The sequence below is a fragment of the Gloeotrichia echinulata CP02 genome, from assembly GCA_038087035.1.
GTDB classification, from domain to species: domain Bacteria; phylum Cyanobacteriota; class Cyanobacteriia; order Cyanobacteriales; family Nostocaceae; genus Gloeotrichia; species Gloeotrichia echinulata.
The window spans coordinates 5,671,198-5,686,701 of record CP051187.1 but is presented as its reverse complement, the minus strand read 5'-3'; the positions used below and the strand labels follow the sequence as shown (position 1 = coordinate 5,686,701).

Here is a 15,504-nt window from a genome sequence, read left to right as displayed (position 1 = left end):
GTTCAATTTATTCAAAACCAATTCTGTTAAAGTAGGCTATAGCTTCGCGTTCTAGACTTTCAATTTCCCTTGTCCAGCGCTCAAGCCTGGTTTCTCTTTCTAGCAATTGAGATGCTGTAGGGTTTCTGGAAGGCTGGGTATTTGAATTAGGCAAAATTCCATGATTTTTCAGCCATTTAGGGGAAAATACTTGCCAGAGAAAAACATGATCGTGTCTATCGCCACCCAGACAACGAATTTGTTTAACTGAAAGTGTGGATTCACCAAAGAGGATTTGCTGATTTCTAGAATTGTTAGGAATTAGGCGCGTCTCACTACCTCTTCCACGAAAGAACTCGACTACAAACCACTCACCAAAATCGAAGATACAAACCTCTGTCTGATCGCTACCATCATCCTTTAGTAGATCAACATCACCATTGATTTGATCCCCTATAGCAATTTGTGAGGTTCTGGGTAACAGGATACGAAGCCGCTCAAAGCGGTTGCTGTAATTAGCCCAAAATTCACTGCGTCTACGTAGCTGATTTGACTCGAAGTCTTGTAATTCGAGCCTGTTTAATATTAGATCTACTAATCTTTGGAAATCACGATAATTAATACCGCCAATCCATTCTCGGAGTTTTTTCCTTCCCGGCTCTGAAAGCTGATACCACTTATCACCATATCGATAATTTTTTCGCAACCACTCAACTAGAGGTGGATGATTATTATCTACATTATTGTGAACAGTAGTTAGTAAGTGATTAACGGCTTGTATTTGCTGCATTGTTGACATTTCATCTAAACAGCGTAATAGCCAATTTATCTGCTGCTGATTCGGAGAAATGATATCTAAAAAACAGGAACTTATGTATTCTGTAAATTTTGTAAAACCTGGAATATATATAGGTAAATAACCATCAATTCTCTTGAGCAATTCAGTTCTATTTAAATTCTGTTCACAAGCTATTTTCGCTAATTTACTACCTGAGTCTTGACTGCGAAGCGCCAGAATAATTTTAACTGGTAGTCGTTGGTTAACTGATTTATCATTAGCAAAAATTTCAAAAGATTCAGCTAGAGACTTTGCTAATACCTGCTCTTGCTGACCACTATAATAAAGAGCAATACGATAAAGCAAGTAATTTTGTAACCATGATTGAGAAATTGCTACTTCCCAAATGGCTGCTGATGTCTTCCTGGAGCGTTCAATATTCTGCTTATCCCATTCTGGTTTAGCATAGATACAATAAACCCACTCTAACTTACTTACTTCAGCAGCTTTAGCATTTTGAATAGCTTCTAAGACTTTATCAACAGTTGGTAGGGATATATTTGTATCTGGTAATTCGCTGGCAATTTCCAGAAGTTTGTTAGGAATAAATTGGGTAACTTCAGATGTGGGAGGAAGGGTAAATTCAAATGTCAAAGTTTTTCTCCTTTGTGATTGACAAATAAAAAATATCCAATTTGTAGGGTGCGTCATAAAATTAGATATATGCCATCCTGTAAATTTCTAATGCTGACGCACCCTATGCAGTAAAAATTCAAGGTTATTTCTCCTTTAAGGAGAAGTTTTAGCGATATTTTTCTTTAACTCATCACTGCGAAACTGAAAACGAAAAACAACTTTGCGATCAGCAGGATTATCACGTTGCTTGTCAGATTCAATTTCCCCACGACCAGCTGCTAATATTTTCTGGCTTAAAGGCACTTTTTTAGGGAAAATCATGTCATAAAAAATGTATTTATAAACTGATGAAGACCTCAATACACTCAATAGGAGATTTGTTTTATCATCTCCTTCTGAGCTAGTATGACCTTCTATAACAACGCGGCTAATTTCCCTTTCAAATTCTGGCTTAGAAAAAATTACTCCACTGTAAACGGGAATAAATCGACGTAAAAAAGCTTTACCTTCAGGTTTCAGGTCAGAACTTCCTTGAGGAAATAAAATGGATTCTTGGATACTTACATCCCCTGTTTCTGGGTTAACTTTGACATTGATATTATTGCTTTTCATCTGTCCCACAACATTTCCAATTACTACCCGTTTTGGTACATCTTTTTCTGCAAGCTGCAGTAGTGCAGTAATAAATAACAGTGCAAAAAACATCAGCAAGCCTGACATCAAATCGCCAATCGAGAGATAGATACTAGAGTCATCATCTTCTGTAATTTCTGCGTCCATTTCACTTGTGATAAAATCATCCATGATAGTTTCTCCGATTACCCTTGTCACCGTTATCATTTGCTGCTACTAGAACTTCTGCTGTCCTGAGTAAATTGTCACACACTCTAGCCATAGAACTATCAGCTTTATCGAAAAAGTGTGTTTGTGATTCATTAAAGTGATTTTGCCAAGTCATGAGAGAATCGCTAAAACTGCTAGATAGTTCCCTATATGAATTGTCCACTTTCTGCACTTGTTCACCAATACCACGAGCAAGTTCTTGTAATTGTAATAATCTTTGGCTATCATGTAGCCCCACAGCATTAACTAGTCTCCCAACTTCTACAGCAGCTTGGCGAATTTGATTCATGCTTCTGTCTACTTCTTCAGATAATTGACTACGCCTTTGCGCTTCTGCTTGGAAGACGTGATCTAAATTCGTCACTACTCTAGCTAATCCATCTCGTTGTTCGCCTAGTGTCTCCTCTAGTAAGTTGTTTTGTTGTTGAAATAACATTTGTAAATTAGCTTGATATTCTTGACGGAACTTTGTCAAATCTTCTTCTACAGTTTGGCGGGTTGCTGTGAGTGTTTCATGGATATTTCCTAACGTAGCGACAAGATTATCTTTCGCATCATTCATCAATCCAGAAGCTTGAACACCCACCGCTTGTAGCGTACTAGTCTGCTGTTGAAAAGAGCTATTCGCTTGTGTGAGAATTTGGATAATTCCAGTCTGAGTAGCTTTCAACATCTGTTGTTCTACTTCAGCACGTGTTTGTAATGCTGTTTGCAGTTCTTCTCGAATTCCCCGGAAAGTCGCAGATGCTTGTTCTGCACTTTCTTGAAAAGCGCTTCGCTGGGCGATCATTCCTTGAATACTTTGCTCTACGGCTCGATGAATCTCAAGAGATGTTTGTTGTAAAACACCTGTTGTATCTGTTTGGAATTGATTGAGAGTTAACCCCAAATTGTTAGCAAAATCTTGATGCATCTGTTTTTCTACTTCAGCACGTGTTTGTAATGCTGTTTGCAGTTCTTCTCGAATTCCTCGGAAAGTCGCAGATGCTTGTTCTGCACTTTCTTGAAAAGCGCTTCGCTGGGCGATCATTCCTTGAATACTTTGCTCTACGGCTCGATGAATCTCAAGAGATGTTTGTTGTAAAACACCTGTTGTATCTGTTTGGAATTGATTGAGAGTTAACCCCAAATTTTTAGCAAATCCTTGGAGTTCTACTAAAGTCTGCTTTTGAAAGTTCTGAATTGTTAATATAGAACTTGCCAAACTTTGAGATATACCACCCAATTCCTGATGCAAAGTCATCACCGCTTGGGAAGCTTGTTGGGTTAATTCTGCACTTCTATCTAAACGAACTGCAATTGGTTCAAGTACCTGAACTCGCAAATCTTGAATCAGTTCTTCTAAAACTTTCTGTCCCTGATTTTCTTGGAGTTGTCGAAGTTGTTGCTGTTCTCTAAAAATTGCTTGCAAAGCTGGTAATATAGCTGATCGCACTTGCTCTCCTACAGCTTGACCAATAGCATTGGCTGACAATTGGTTTAAACCTGCAAACTGTTCTGCTATGCTGTTACCTACGGCTTGACCAATAGCTTCAGAACTTAGCTTATTTAGACCTGTCAATTTATTAGATACACGGCTAAGTGCTGCAACTACCTCACCATTAGCATTATCTGTTGTTTCTAACGTTGCGATCTTGTTCAAACTCTGACGTAAACTATCACGCCGTTTCTGTCGAAATACATCGCTTCCGAACAAAACCAAAGTGAACAAGCTACCAGAACCAAGCCCCATCAAAGAAGTTGAAAAAGCTGTTTTCATCCCAGATAGTAGGTTTGTACTAGAAGCCATTAGTTGTTTGGAATCTTGTGTAGATAGGTTGATTCCTTGTAATCCGTCTTGGATACCATAAAATGTTCCCAAAACACCAATAGCAGTACACAAAGTAGTCACAAAGCGTAGAGAACTACGCGGTATGGGACGAGCTAAAACACTTGGATAATTTATTAGTAGAAATTTGTCATCCTGCTTTCTGAATTTGCTTGGATCATCGGTTCCTAAATGCTTCTTTAACCAGGGACGATATTTTTCTTTATCTTTAAGTGTTTTTGTTCTACCTTTGTGGTAATCACTCAAAAATTTAATTGCGGCTGCAGTTTGACCACAATCTGAGTGCCAATATTGCCATACTGTGAAAAACTCTACAATGATTGCCAGTCCGAATACAATGACAGTAGCCCAGTGAAAAGGTTCATTATCCCAAATAATGTCCCAAATTTTTGCTATTCCCATACAGCACCCCTATTTTCTATTTATGTTCAAATTGCTTTAATTCTTCAGACGTCAGAACATCTTGTGCTACCCGTACCGGGAGATGTTCTGCATACTGGCGGTTGTGTACAGGTTCTCGCAGGTATAAACTGTAAAGCCTCTCGCCTTCTGCGTTTTGATCCTCAATTAAATAAACCTGTTCTGGCGCATAGTTTCTTAACAACCGCAGTTGCAAACAGGTTTTTAAATCTCTTGATGAGGTGGATAGGGGAGAACTGTCACCAAAAAGTTCACAAGCCACTTTCCAAGCGTGATTAACCGCTACAATCTCCCTCACCAGCTGCTCAATGGAGGGATTGATTATTTCAGTATTTTCAAGCATAAGTTTTGTTATCTGGTTTACCTAAGCTGCGACCAACTTATTGTTCCCAGATATCAAGCATGATTTAACTTTTTTGACTATTTTACCTATAGCTTGGCACCCATTGTCAGACATCGGTAACTTTTTAAACATTTATTAAGCATACTTTTGAGCAATTATCCGGATATTTTTCGCAATTCCGGTAAATCGATAATACGGGGTGTAGTTAGAGTAACTAGTCCTAATTAATATGCGAACAAGCGATATAATGCCATGCAGGAAAAACTTCTCCAAGCCGCTATCATCACCTTCTTGCTTTACCTAATAGCAGGACTTAGCCCAAATACTAAAGTACAGACCAAAGCTGCAACATCTTTACCAGAAATGCAAACACCCATTGCTAGCTCCCTGTTGCCCACTTTGCGGTAACAATAAGTATGGTCATTGGTCATTGGTCATTTGTCCCCTTACACCAGCCCTACGAAAGATTTTTCCAGCCTATATAGCTGTTGGCGTTTCGTTGAACACCATAAGAAGGTACACTGAAGATAGAAGGCAACTATTTTCATCTGCTCATGACTAATCGCCTTGTCGAAGCTAAGAGTCTCTACCTGCGAAAACACGCCGAAAATCCTATTGATTGGTGGCCGTGGTCTGATGCAGCTATCACAACTGCAAGGGGACAAAATAAACCAATCTTTCTCTCTATAGGTTACTCTAGTTGCCACTGGTGTACTGTGATGGAAGGAGAGGCTTTTTCTGACCTGGCGATCGCCGAATACATGAATAGCAATTTTCTACCCATCAAGGTAGACAGGGAAGAAAGACCAGACCTCGATAGCATCTATATGCAGGCTTTGCAGATGATGAGTGGTCAAGGAGGTTGGCCTTTAAATATCTTTCTCTCCCCTGATGATTTAGTGCCGTTTTATGCTGGGACTTACTTTCCTGTAGAGCCGCGCTACGGTCGTCCTGGCTTTTTGCAAGTCCTGCAAGCTATTCGCCGCTACTATGATACAGAAGTTGAGGATTTGCGTCAACGCAAAGCCGTAATTATTGAATCTCTCCTCAGTTCTGCGGTATTGACAGATGCCACTAATCAAGATATACAAGAAAATCAATTACTCCGCCAAGGTTGGGAAACCAGTACACGCATCATAACTCCTAATCAATCCGGCAATAGTTTTCCGATGATTCCCTATGCGGAATTATCCCTGCGCTTAACTCGGTTTAACTTTCCATCTCAGTATGATGGTAAGCAAGTTGTTACCCACCGAGGACTAGATTTAGCTTTGGGTGGTATTTATGATCATGTGGGTGGAGGCTTTCACCGCTACACCGTTGACCCCACTTGGACAGTACCCCACTTTGAAAAGATGCTCTACGACAATGGTCAAATTGTTGAGTATCTCGCGAATTTATGGAGTGCGGGAGTACAAGAACCGGCTTTTGCACGGGCGATCGCCAAAACGGTAAAATGGCTCCAGCGAGAAATGACCGCTCCTGAAGGTTACTTTTATGCATCTTGTGATGCTGATAGCTTCATCAACCCCACAGCCGCAGAACCGGAGGAAGGAGCGTTTTACGTCTTTACTTACAGCGAACTTCAGCAATTACTCACCCAAAACGAACTCACAGAATTACAACAGCAGTTTACAATCACTCCTAATGGCAACTTTGAAGGTAAGAATGTGTTGCAAAGGCTGCATTGCGGAGAACTAAGTGAAAACGTAGAAACGGCTCTGGGTAAGTTGTTTGCGGCTCGTTATGGTACAACACCAGAATTACTTGATACTTTTCCCCCAGCCCGAAATAACGAAGAAGCCAAAACCATCAATTGGCCTGGTCGCATTCCTTCGGTGACAGATACAAAGATGATTGTCGCCTGGAATAGTTTGATGATTTCCGGCTTGGCAAGGGCTGCTAGTGTATTTCAACAACCATTATATCTCGAAATAGCCGCTAAAGCTGCAAATTTCATCTTAAATAATCAGTTTGTCAATGGGCGGTTCCAAAGACTCAATTACGAAAATCAACCGACCTTATTAGCTCAATCCGAAGACTACGCCTTTTTTATTAAAGCACTGCTAGATTTACACCAAGCAACTCTTGCTCTGGGCAATCACCACTCATCTTGGTTAGAAAAGGCGATACCTGCGGTGAGCTGCGCCTGCGCTCTCCAAGACGAATTTAACGAATTTCTCTGGAGTATAGAATTAGGTGGATACTATAACGCATCAAGTGACGCTAGTCAAGATTTAATCGTCAGGGAACGCAGTTATACAGATAATGCCACACCCTCAGCCAATGGAGTAGCGATCGCCAATCTTGTCCGTCTTGCCTTGCTGACTGATAATTTACATTATCTAGATTTAGCTGAACAAGGTTTGAAAGCTTTTAAAAGTGTCATGGGTCGCGCTCCCCAAGCTTGTCCAGGTTTGTTTACAGCTTTGGATTGGTATCGCAATTCTACCTTAATTCGTACCACAACTGAGCAGATTAACACACTCATTCCCCAATATTTGCCGACAGCAACGTTTGCCCTAGTCTCAGATTTACCAGAAGATAGTATCGGCTTAGTCTGCCAAGGTTTGAAATGTCTAGCTCCAGCAACAAGTGTAGAACATTTGCTACAGCAAGTGCAGCAAAGTCAGAATCGGGGTTGATTACTGTTGACACAATACCTAGGATTTCCTAAGATGCGGCTGATGTAAATCGCGTAAAACTATGGATAGGTACGTAACAATAAGCGAAGCCTCCCAAATAAAAGGTTGATGGTTGATTGACAAATGACAAATGACAAATGACAAATCACAAATCACAACTGACAAATTAACCGCTATTGTTTTAGCAGGCGGTAAAAGTTCTCGTATGGGTCAGGATAAAGCCCTGATTCCCATTCAAGGGATACCGTTGTTACAGCGTGTTTGTGGGATTGCACAACAGTGTGCTGATAGAGTCTATATAGTCACTCCCTGGCCAGAACGCTATCAACACTTGCTTTTACCTAATTGTCACTTCATCCAAGAACAACCTTTACCCAATCTCCCCACCTCCCCACCTCCCCACGGCCCACTGGTAGGGTTTTCCCAAGGACTGGCGCAAGTACAAACAGATTGGGTGCTGCTGTTAGCTTGTGATTTACCTAGATTGCGCGTTGAGGTGTTACAAGCATGGGCTGATGGACTCGATACTGTCCCTGATCAAGCGATCGCCGCTTTGGCTCATCATGCTAAAGGATGGGAACCTTTGTGTGGTTTTTATCGCCGTCGCTCATTACCAGAATTGTTGGATTTTGTCAATCAAGGGGGGCGATCATTTCAGTCATGGCTGAGAGAACATACTGTGCAAGTTTTACCCTTACCAGAACCCCAAATGCTGTTTAACTGTAATACACCAGAAGATTTAGCATGGTAAATCCTGGCTAAATAGGATATTTTATCACTCACGATTGCTCGCTCATATCCAAAGTTCCTGCTGTCTGCTCTAACCAAGCTTCTAAATCTCTTACAGAAGAGAAATCTAGCAGCGCTACAGCCAAATCTTCTAACTGTGTCAACGATAACTGCTGAACACGCTGTTCTAACCCAGGGGTTAGCGAACCAACTCGCCGAGGAAGTTGGCGCATAACTAGGGATAGCGTTGCTAGTTCCTTTCCCTGTTCAATTCCCTGTTCAATTCCCTGTTCAATTCCCTGTTCAATTCCCTGTTCAATTCCTTCTTCCATCCAACTGGTAACGATTTGCATAACTACCTCCTGTTCTCTTGGTTCTATGGTAACAAGATCAGCTTTTAACAGCCGTTGCTCTTCCGCATTCAGGCGCAAATAAGTATCAATAAACCCAGAAATCAACCGCATCCGTGCTGGATCTAATCGCAATGTTGCTAGCAGACGCAAGCATTCCAACTTTACTTGGCGGCGTTCTGCTGGTGCAATATTCATTTTTGCCATTAATGCACTAGCTACCGGATTTTGTTGACGCACAAAATCTCGCCAATTCAGGCGATTTAATTGAATGACATCATAGTTAAACTGCAAAACTACTTTATTGGGAAATACTATTTGATGTGAATTTGGTTCTGGGGTTTTGGGATAATCGTAAGAAAATAAAACCACCGGATACACAGGTAAATCAAATTTTTCATACAAACGAGAAAAGTAACGAAACATCCGCTTGTCAAAGTCTTGCTGTTTATACGATTGGTTCTCTACATGAATCAGAAAACAAGTATCTTGTCCACGAAATTTGACTTTAACAATTAAATCAGCCTCGTAACGTACTCCAGCAGTGACATCAGTAAAAACTTCTTTGTCTAAAAACTCGATAGAATCCCGTTCTAAATAAACCAGGACTTCTGGCAAAAATAATTCAAGGAACTCCACAAAAAAAGTGGAGAGGAGTTCCTTAAACAAGCGATCATGATCAATCATCACTTTGTTTCCATCCAATTCTCACCCGCACGCACATCCACCACTAAGGGAACACTTAATTTTACAGCATCTTCCATCACCGATTTAATTTGCGGTTGCAATTCTTCCCACTCTTGGTGGGGAACTTCAAATACCAATTCATCGTGAACTTGTAACAACAACTGCGCCTGATATTTACTTAAAATCTCATGCATTCTCACCATTGCTATTTTGATAATATCGGCGCTAGAACCTTGAATTGGTGCATTAGCAGCGGAACGAAGTAAACCCGCATCGTAAGCACCCAAATTCTTTAATGTGGTCAAATCAATATCTTCTGGATTACTACCTTTTAATTTGCGTAGACTGTTATTTGTAAACTCTAAATAACGACGACGACCGAGAATTGTTTCTACATAACCTTGAGCTATTGCTTGTTTTTTTACTCCTTCTAAATATTCAAAAACCTGGGAATAACGACTGTTAAACCGCTTAATAAATTCATTCGCATTTTCTTTGTTTACACCAGTGGAACGGGCAAATTTTAAACTTCCCATTCCATAAATAACGCCAAAGTTTATAGTTTTTGCTAACCGCCGTTCATCTGCTGTGATATCTTCTTTTTCAAACACCAAACGCGCTGTGACAGTGTGAATATCTTCATTTTCTTGGTAAGCTTTCACTAATACTGGCTCTTGACTCAAATGAGCCAAAATCCTTAATTCAATTTGTGAGTAATCAGCAGCCACCATTAACCAGCCAGGTTCTGGTAAAAACGCCTTACGAATTTGGCGACTAAAAGCTGTGCGAATAGGAATATTTTGTAAATTTGGATTAGAAGAAGATAATCTACCTGTTGAGGTCGCTGTTTGGTTAAAATCAGTATGCACTCGCTGAGTATCCAGACGCACTAATTCAGGTAATGCATCTACATAAGTAGACTTCAATTTCGCTAGGGTGCGGTACTCAATAATGGCATCAACAAAACCAGTTGTATCAACTTCTTGCAGTTTTTCTAAAGTGGCTGCATCTGTAGAGTAACCAGTTTGAATTTTTCGCGAATACTTAGTGCTTAAACCCAATTTTTCAAACAATATCAAGCTCAATTGTTTGGGAGAACCCAAATTGAATTTTTCCCCAGCTATCCCAGTAGCCTGCTCCTCTAACCTGGCTAAATCTATTTCTAACTGCTGCGAAAGTTCTTGCAGATAAGCTGAATTAATGCGAATTCCTAGGTATTCCATTTCCGCTAAAACTGCTTCTAGCGGCTGTTCTACTTCCAGCAATAGCTTATATAAAGTGGGAATCTTTTCTAGTTCCTCACGCAATTTTGCCACCAAACCAAATGTAGAATAAACATCCATACCGCAGTAATCTGCTACAATAGGAATGTCTAAATCAGCAATGGTTTTGCCTTTAGGAACTAAATCTAAATAACTTTTTGCCTTCAAACCCAAGTAACGCAGCGCCAAATCACTTAAGTTATGGCTAGCATCTGGATTTAGCAGGTAACTAGCCAGCATAGAATCAAAAACCACTCCCGCCAAATTAATGCCTTGACACCTCAGAATTAAGCGGTCAAACTTGGCATTTTGCAAAGCTTTTGGATAATCCGCACTTTCTAAAATTGGACGTAGTGTTTCTAAGGCAAACTCTAAATTTAGATTCTCCCCTATTTTGTGACCAAGGGGAATATAGGCTACTTCATCTGGCTGATTTCCCCAGCAGCAACCAATTCCCACTAAAGCGGCGTCCCGTGGTTCTAAATCAGTGGTTTCCGTATCCCAAGCAACGGGTGTCTCTGGGTTGGTAAATCCTTGTAAAAGATTAACCAAATCAGTTAGTTGCGCTTGGGTATTGATGATCCGTGGTTGAATTGGAGAATCAGGTTTTTGGGTAACTGCTGAGGTATCACCAGGACTAAAAAACCAGACATCATCATCTTGATCACTGCTGAGTTCTAAGTTCTGAATACTGGGTTTTTCTGCTGTTTCTGTCCCTGGCGTTTCTTCAACTTTGCCACCAAACCGTTGCTGTATTTCTTTGAGTTTTCCTAAAAATAACTTTAATTCTAATCTTTCTAAAACTGGTATCAGGACGTTAGTATCAAAACCTGTTAATTTGCAAGCTTCTAAATTAACTTCTAGCGGCACATCAACAACTATACTTGCTAAGTAGCGAGATTTTTCAGCATCTTCTCTACCTACAGACAGTTTTTTCTGAATTGCGCCTGGAATTTCACGCAATGCAGCATAAATCCCAAATAAAGAACCGTAGGTATTTATTAGCTGCACAGCCGTCTTTTCACCAATTCCTTTAACTCCAGGAATATTATCTGATTTATCACCGCAAAGGGCTTTAAAATCGACAATTTGCGAAGGGAGAATGCCTAATTTTTCTTTAACTTGTTCTGCTCGAAATTCAGTAATGCTATTTGTGGAACGTTTCAGAGAATCTGGACTAAAATAGAGAACAGTGATTTCCTTATCAATGTCGATCAGTTGAAATAAATCGCGATCGCCTGTTAAAATTTTCACTCTATACCCAGCAGCAGTGGCTTTTTGGGCTAAGGTTCCTAAAACATCATCAGCCTCATAACCAGGAGCCGTAAAAATTGGCAAATTGAAGCCTGCGAGTAACTCCTGCAGATTTTTTAAATCAGCAATAAAGTCTTCAGGTGTTTCTGGACGATCAGCTTTATAAGTATCATCAGCTTCGTGGCGGAAAGTTGGTAAGCCTAAATCAAAGGCTACAGCCATTGCTTGGGGCTGTTCTGTAGCCATTAGGTCTATCAGCGACTTGAGAAAGCCAAAGCATACATTTGTAGGAATACCAGTCTTTGTCCTCAGTCCACCATCTCGTGCTTTGGCCAGAGCGAAGTATGAACGAAAAGCCAGCGAGTGTCCATCTACCAGGATGAACGTAGGGCGTGTTGCTGTTGGAGAATCAGAAGTTTGCGACATAGCTTTATTTTATAGGAATTACTGCTACATAAAAGCTGGACAAGTCCAGACATTCAACCACCAACTCCGTAGTATAAAACAACAGTGCTTAGATCTATCCTTCCAGGATGTAAATTTATTTTTTCTCCATTAAGTGAATACGCGATGATAGACACAAGATTCTTCTAAACCTAGCACAGGCTATGCTTTGGCCTATTTTAAACCACTATATAGTGCATTTTTATAGATAACCCGTATTAATAAAATTTAAGTAAACACTCTGAAGACCCAGAAAAACTAGTTTGCTAATCTAAAAGCTGGTACTATTTAATCTCATCTTCCTTACAATAAATTTATAGGAAATCGCCCAACCGCTGGTTTTTGGGCAAATATCCTCATTCAAGCTTTATAGAAATTTCGGTAGATGTATCAAGCCTACAACTAAACCATCAGAGTTAGAAATAAAGGAGCAATCTAACAAACACTTTTTTCCGACACAAGATTACTATGGCAAGCAAACTTTTCACAACTCTAGCCGCCGCTACAACTTTAGCAGTAATTGTCACCACCGCAGGCGCTGCTAATGCAGGTACATTCACACAATCTGTTGAGTACAAACCGAAAAATCCAGATACAAAAATATTGGACGGTGGTTATGTTGCGACCGATATCAATGATACCATCAGCTTTAAAAAGTTCGACTCAACTCTAGGCAAGCTCAAGAGTGTCACTATAGATTTTAGCAGCGACTTGAAGGGAAATGCACAGGTTACAAACAAGGAAGCGAATAGTACTGACGTGAAAGTAATTCTTTCTGGTCTGCTAAAATTGCAACTACCAAAGAATGTGGAGCGGTTCGAGATCAATCCGACAGAAATTTACAACTACACTCTCGCTGGACGTGAAACAAAGGAACTTGCTGGACTTACAGCTAGTATCAAACGTACAAAAGAATTCACTGAAGATGAATTCTTGCAGTATTTTATTGGTAAAGAAAACCCAAATTTTACTTTCATAGCAAATGCCCAATCCGGCTTTCTCGGAGGGGGAAATCTTAAACTTGCTACAAGTATCGAGACATATGCCAAAGCAGGTGTCACCCTCACATACAACTACGATGCTAAATCCGTACCTGAACCCTCTGCTCTACTTGGAGTTGGTTTAATTGCCGGTTTTGGTCTGATGTCAAAAACCAAAAAAAGCTGGCTCAAAACATCTAATTCTAATGTGTAGAGTTTGTATAATGGGTGATTTTGCCCATTATACAGATTAACTGGCTATTAATTTAGTGCATTATTGAATAATATCAAATATTTGCCCCAGTTAGTCTATCAAATTTCAACTGCTAAAACCGACTGTTATTTTAAGTTGATTGTGATGGATAGCTTTACAAATATAAACCCGGAGGCTCTACAAATCCGGGTTTTTTTGCAACTGCAATAATTTTGTTGGGCTGTTTGTAGTTGCGCTTTAGCGCTCCATTAATTAAAAGCGCTAAAGCCCAGAACATTTTTCCAGCTAGTCATTCACGCTCAAATCCCACAACCAAGCAGGAAAAACAACTTTCCCAAATCCCAGTCCCTATTTTCAAGGTTGTCGAGAATAGTGCAAGATATTGAGTGAGTAGAAAACTGGGGAATTTATGCACAAAGTTTCTGTGGCTGCACAAGAGATTAAATTACTGGTTCTAGATATAGATGGCACAATATCGGGGCACTCTAACACAATTAGCGCACCTGTAAAGCAAGCGATCGCTGCAGCGCAAGCAAGAGGAATTCAAGTAGCGATCGCCACTGGACGGATGTATCGTTCCGCCTTGCGCTTTCACCAAGATATCAACTCTACTTTACCATTAGCAGCATATCAAGGAGCCTGGATTCAAGACCCAGCTACCCAGAAAGTTCATCGCCATTTGGCTCTTTCTCGAGAAATTGCCCACGAGCTACTAGACTATTTTGAACAGCCGCAATTGCAATCCCTCGTCTCTATTCATTTGTACATCAATGACCAGCTCTACGTCCCAGAATTAACCCAAGACACCAAAATGTATGTCAAACGTTCCCATATTCCCGTCATTCCCGTAGGTGATTTGCGCCAAGTCTTAACCAATGAACCTACCAAAATTTTGGCTTTGTGCGACGACACAAATCTCATCAACGAGTTATTGGTCGATTTGCGCCGCCAATATACACCAAATGAACTTTACCTCACTACATCGACTCCGACCTACTTAGAAGCGACTAACGCCGCTGTAAACAAGGGTGCTGCTGTGCGTTACCTAGCTGAAGAACTGCTGGGATTACAAAGCGCCAACGTTATGACCATTGGCGATAATTTCAACGATGTAGAAATGCTGCAGTATGCTGGTATTGGTGTTGCAATGGGCAATGCACCAGCACCAGTTCAAGCGATCGCCCACTGGGTAGCTCCCACTGTAGAGGAAGACGGAGCTGCTGTGGCAATTGACAAATTTATTGTTGGAGCCTAAAACCCCATCGTTTTATGAAAGCTAGGTTATCGGCTATGTGAGAACGATTGCACGTAGGGGCGCAAGGCCTTGCGCCCCCGAAGCTCATTCAACGACGCCAAAAACTCTTTTAAACACTCTTTCTTTAATTACAAATTACGAATTATTTTTCGGCTATTCTTTCAAACAATCCACCAGTCAACCGCCACACCCACAAGGGGATTTGGCTTGTAACTAACCGAAATAATCGGTTGAAACATACGGGTAATTGACTGTACCCTGTCTCCCCGGCACATCCGAACTGTTTGTAGGGAGAATAATTTGAACAAAAATGTTTCGCGCAGTCCCCACCTAAAAATACTATAAAAATATCTACATTTTAGGTGGGGTAAGCGAAACCAGTATAAAACGCGCAGCAACAATTATTCTTTCATGCTATCATTCTAGTAATTAGTTTTTGCGGTACTGTAAAAGCTTTACGGCCGGAGACATAGACCAATTTCACTAATTATTTATAACGAGTAAAAAGTCATTATATTAATAATACTTTTTACTAGGGTGTCCGTCAGCGAAAGTTCTAACGACACACTGAGAACGCCAGTAACCCTGGTAACGCTCAAGAAGTATTACAGCTTCTTAGCGCACGAATCCCCATCTATAATCTTTGATTTAGATGGGGTGCGTTCAATCCATTTCACTTTGTGAATATAGATTCAGTTGATTTCTACCGTCACGGACAAACCACTTTTTCTGATTTTTCAACAACTAGTGTTGCGGTCAAGAAATGTCATGTCTCAAGTAGATATTCGTATTGTACCAGAGACTCTGGCTCACTTACATCCCCACCCATAAAGGGATGGGGTTTTACGCTCGATCAA

At 40.5% G+C, this 15,504-nt stretch carries 11 protein-coding genes; 5 read left to right on the top strand and 6 right to left on the bottom strand.

Going from position 1 to position 15,504, the window contains the following annotated elements; all coding sequences use genetic code 11:
• Positions 1 to 7: 7 nt before the first annotated feature.
• The 4 genes from HEQ19_25145 to HEQ19_25130 form a co-directional block, all read right to left on the bottom strand.
• On the bottom strand, positions 8 to 1,411 hold the full coding sequence (locus HEQ19_25145; GenBank protein ID WYM02289.1) for an EH signature domain-containing protein: 1,404 nt from the start codon (positions 1,409 to 1,411) through the stop codon (positions 8 to 10).
• A 135-nt stretch (positions 1,412 to 1,546) separates the two neighbouring features.
• On the bottom strand, positions 1,547 to 2,197 hold the full coding sequence (locus HEQ19_25140) for an OmpA family protein (protein WYM02288.1): 651 nt from the start codon (positions 2,195 to 2,197) through the stop codon (positions 1,547 to 1,549).
• Positions 2,190 to 4,466 (bottom strand): hypothetical protein, encoded by a 2,277-nt coding sequence (locus HEQ19_25135; protein WYM02287.1) that lies wholly within the window; start codon positions 4,464 to 4,466, stop codon positions 2,190 to 2,192. Before HEQ19_25135 ends, HEQ19_25140 begins: the two co-directional genes overlap by 8 nt.
• A gap of 16 nt (positions 4,467 to 4,482) precedes the next feature.
• On the bottom strand, positions 4,483 to 4,827 hold the full coding sequence (locus tag HEQ19_25130) for a hypothetical protein (GenBank protein WYM02286.1): 345 nt from the start codon (positions 4,825 to 4,827) through the stop codon (positions 4,483 to 4,485).
• 252 nt (positions 4,828 to 5,079) lie between these two features.
• Here HEQ19_25130 and HEQ19_25125 point away from each other — a divergent pair, with 252 nt between their 5' ends.
• The 3 genes from HEQ19_25125 (at position 5,080) to HEQ19_25115 (ending at position 8,223) form a co-directional block, all read left to right on the top strand.
• Positions 5,080 to 5,235: a hypothetical protein gene (locus tag HEQ19_25125; protein ID WYM02285.1), complete on the top strand. Its 156-nt coding sequence runs from the start codon at positions 5,080 to 5,082 to the stop codon at positions 5,233 to 5,235.
• A 146-nt stretch (positions 5,236 to 5,381) separates the two neighbouring features.
• Positions 5,382 to 7,472, top strand: coding sequence for a thioredoxin domain-containing protein (locus HEQ19_25120; protein ID WYM02284.1), 2,091 nt, complete (start codon positions 5,382 to 5,384; stop codon positions 7,470 to 7,472).
• 130 nt (positions 7,473 to 7,602) lie between these two features.
• The gene (locus HEQ19_25115; GenBank protein WYM02283.1) at positions 7,603 to 8,223 is read left to right on the top strand and encodes a molybdenum cofactor guanylyltransferase; all 621 of its coding nucleotides are present in this window, start codon (positions 7,603 to 7,605) and stop codon (positions 8,221 to 8,223) included.
• Positions 8,224 to 8,251: 28 nt separating this feature from the next.
• On the opposite strand, the gene HEQ19_25110 is transcribed toward HEQ19_25115, so the two are convergent.
• Complete coding sequence (locus HEQ19_25110) at positions 8,252 to 9,238, bottom strand: DUF4351 domain-containing protein (protein WYM03601.1); 987 nt, start codon at positions 9,236 to 9,238, stop codon at positions 8,252 to 8,254.
• Positions 9,238 to 12,180 (bottom strand): DNA polymerase I, encoded by a 2,943-nt coding sequence (polA, locus tag HEQ19_25105; GenBank protein WYM02282.1) that lies wholly within the window; start codon positions 12,178 to 12,180, stop codon positions 9,238 to 9,240. Before polA ends, HEQ19_25110 begins: the two co-directional genes overlap by 1 nt.
• A gap of 486 nt (positions 12,181 to 12,666) precedes the next feature.
• On the opposite strand from polA, the gene HEQ19_25100 reads away from it, so the two are divergent.
• Together HEQ19_25100 and HEQ19_25095 are read left to right on the top strand one after the other, a co-directional pair.
• Positions 12,667 to 13,392, top strand: a complete 726-nt coding sequence (locus tag HEQ19_25100) for a choice-of-anchor E domain-containing protein (protein ID WYM02281.1) — start codon at positions 12,667 to 12,669, stop codon at positions 13,390 to 13,392.
• A 409-nt stretch (positions 13,393 to 13,801) separates the two neighbouring features.
• The gene (locus HEQ19_25095) at positions 13,802 to 14,647 is read left to right on the top strand and encodes a Cof-type HAD-IIB family hydrolase (protein WYM02280.1); all 846 of its coding nucleotides are present in this window, start codon (positions 13,802 to 13,804) and stop codon (positions 14,645 to 14,647) included.
• Positions 14,648 to 15,504: the final 857 nt, after the last annotated feature.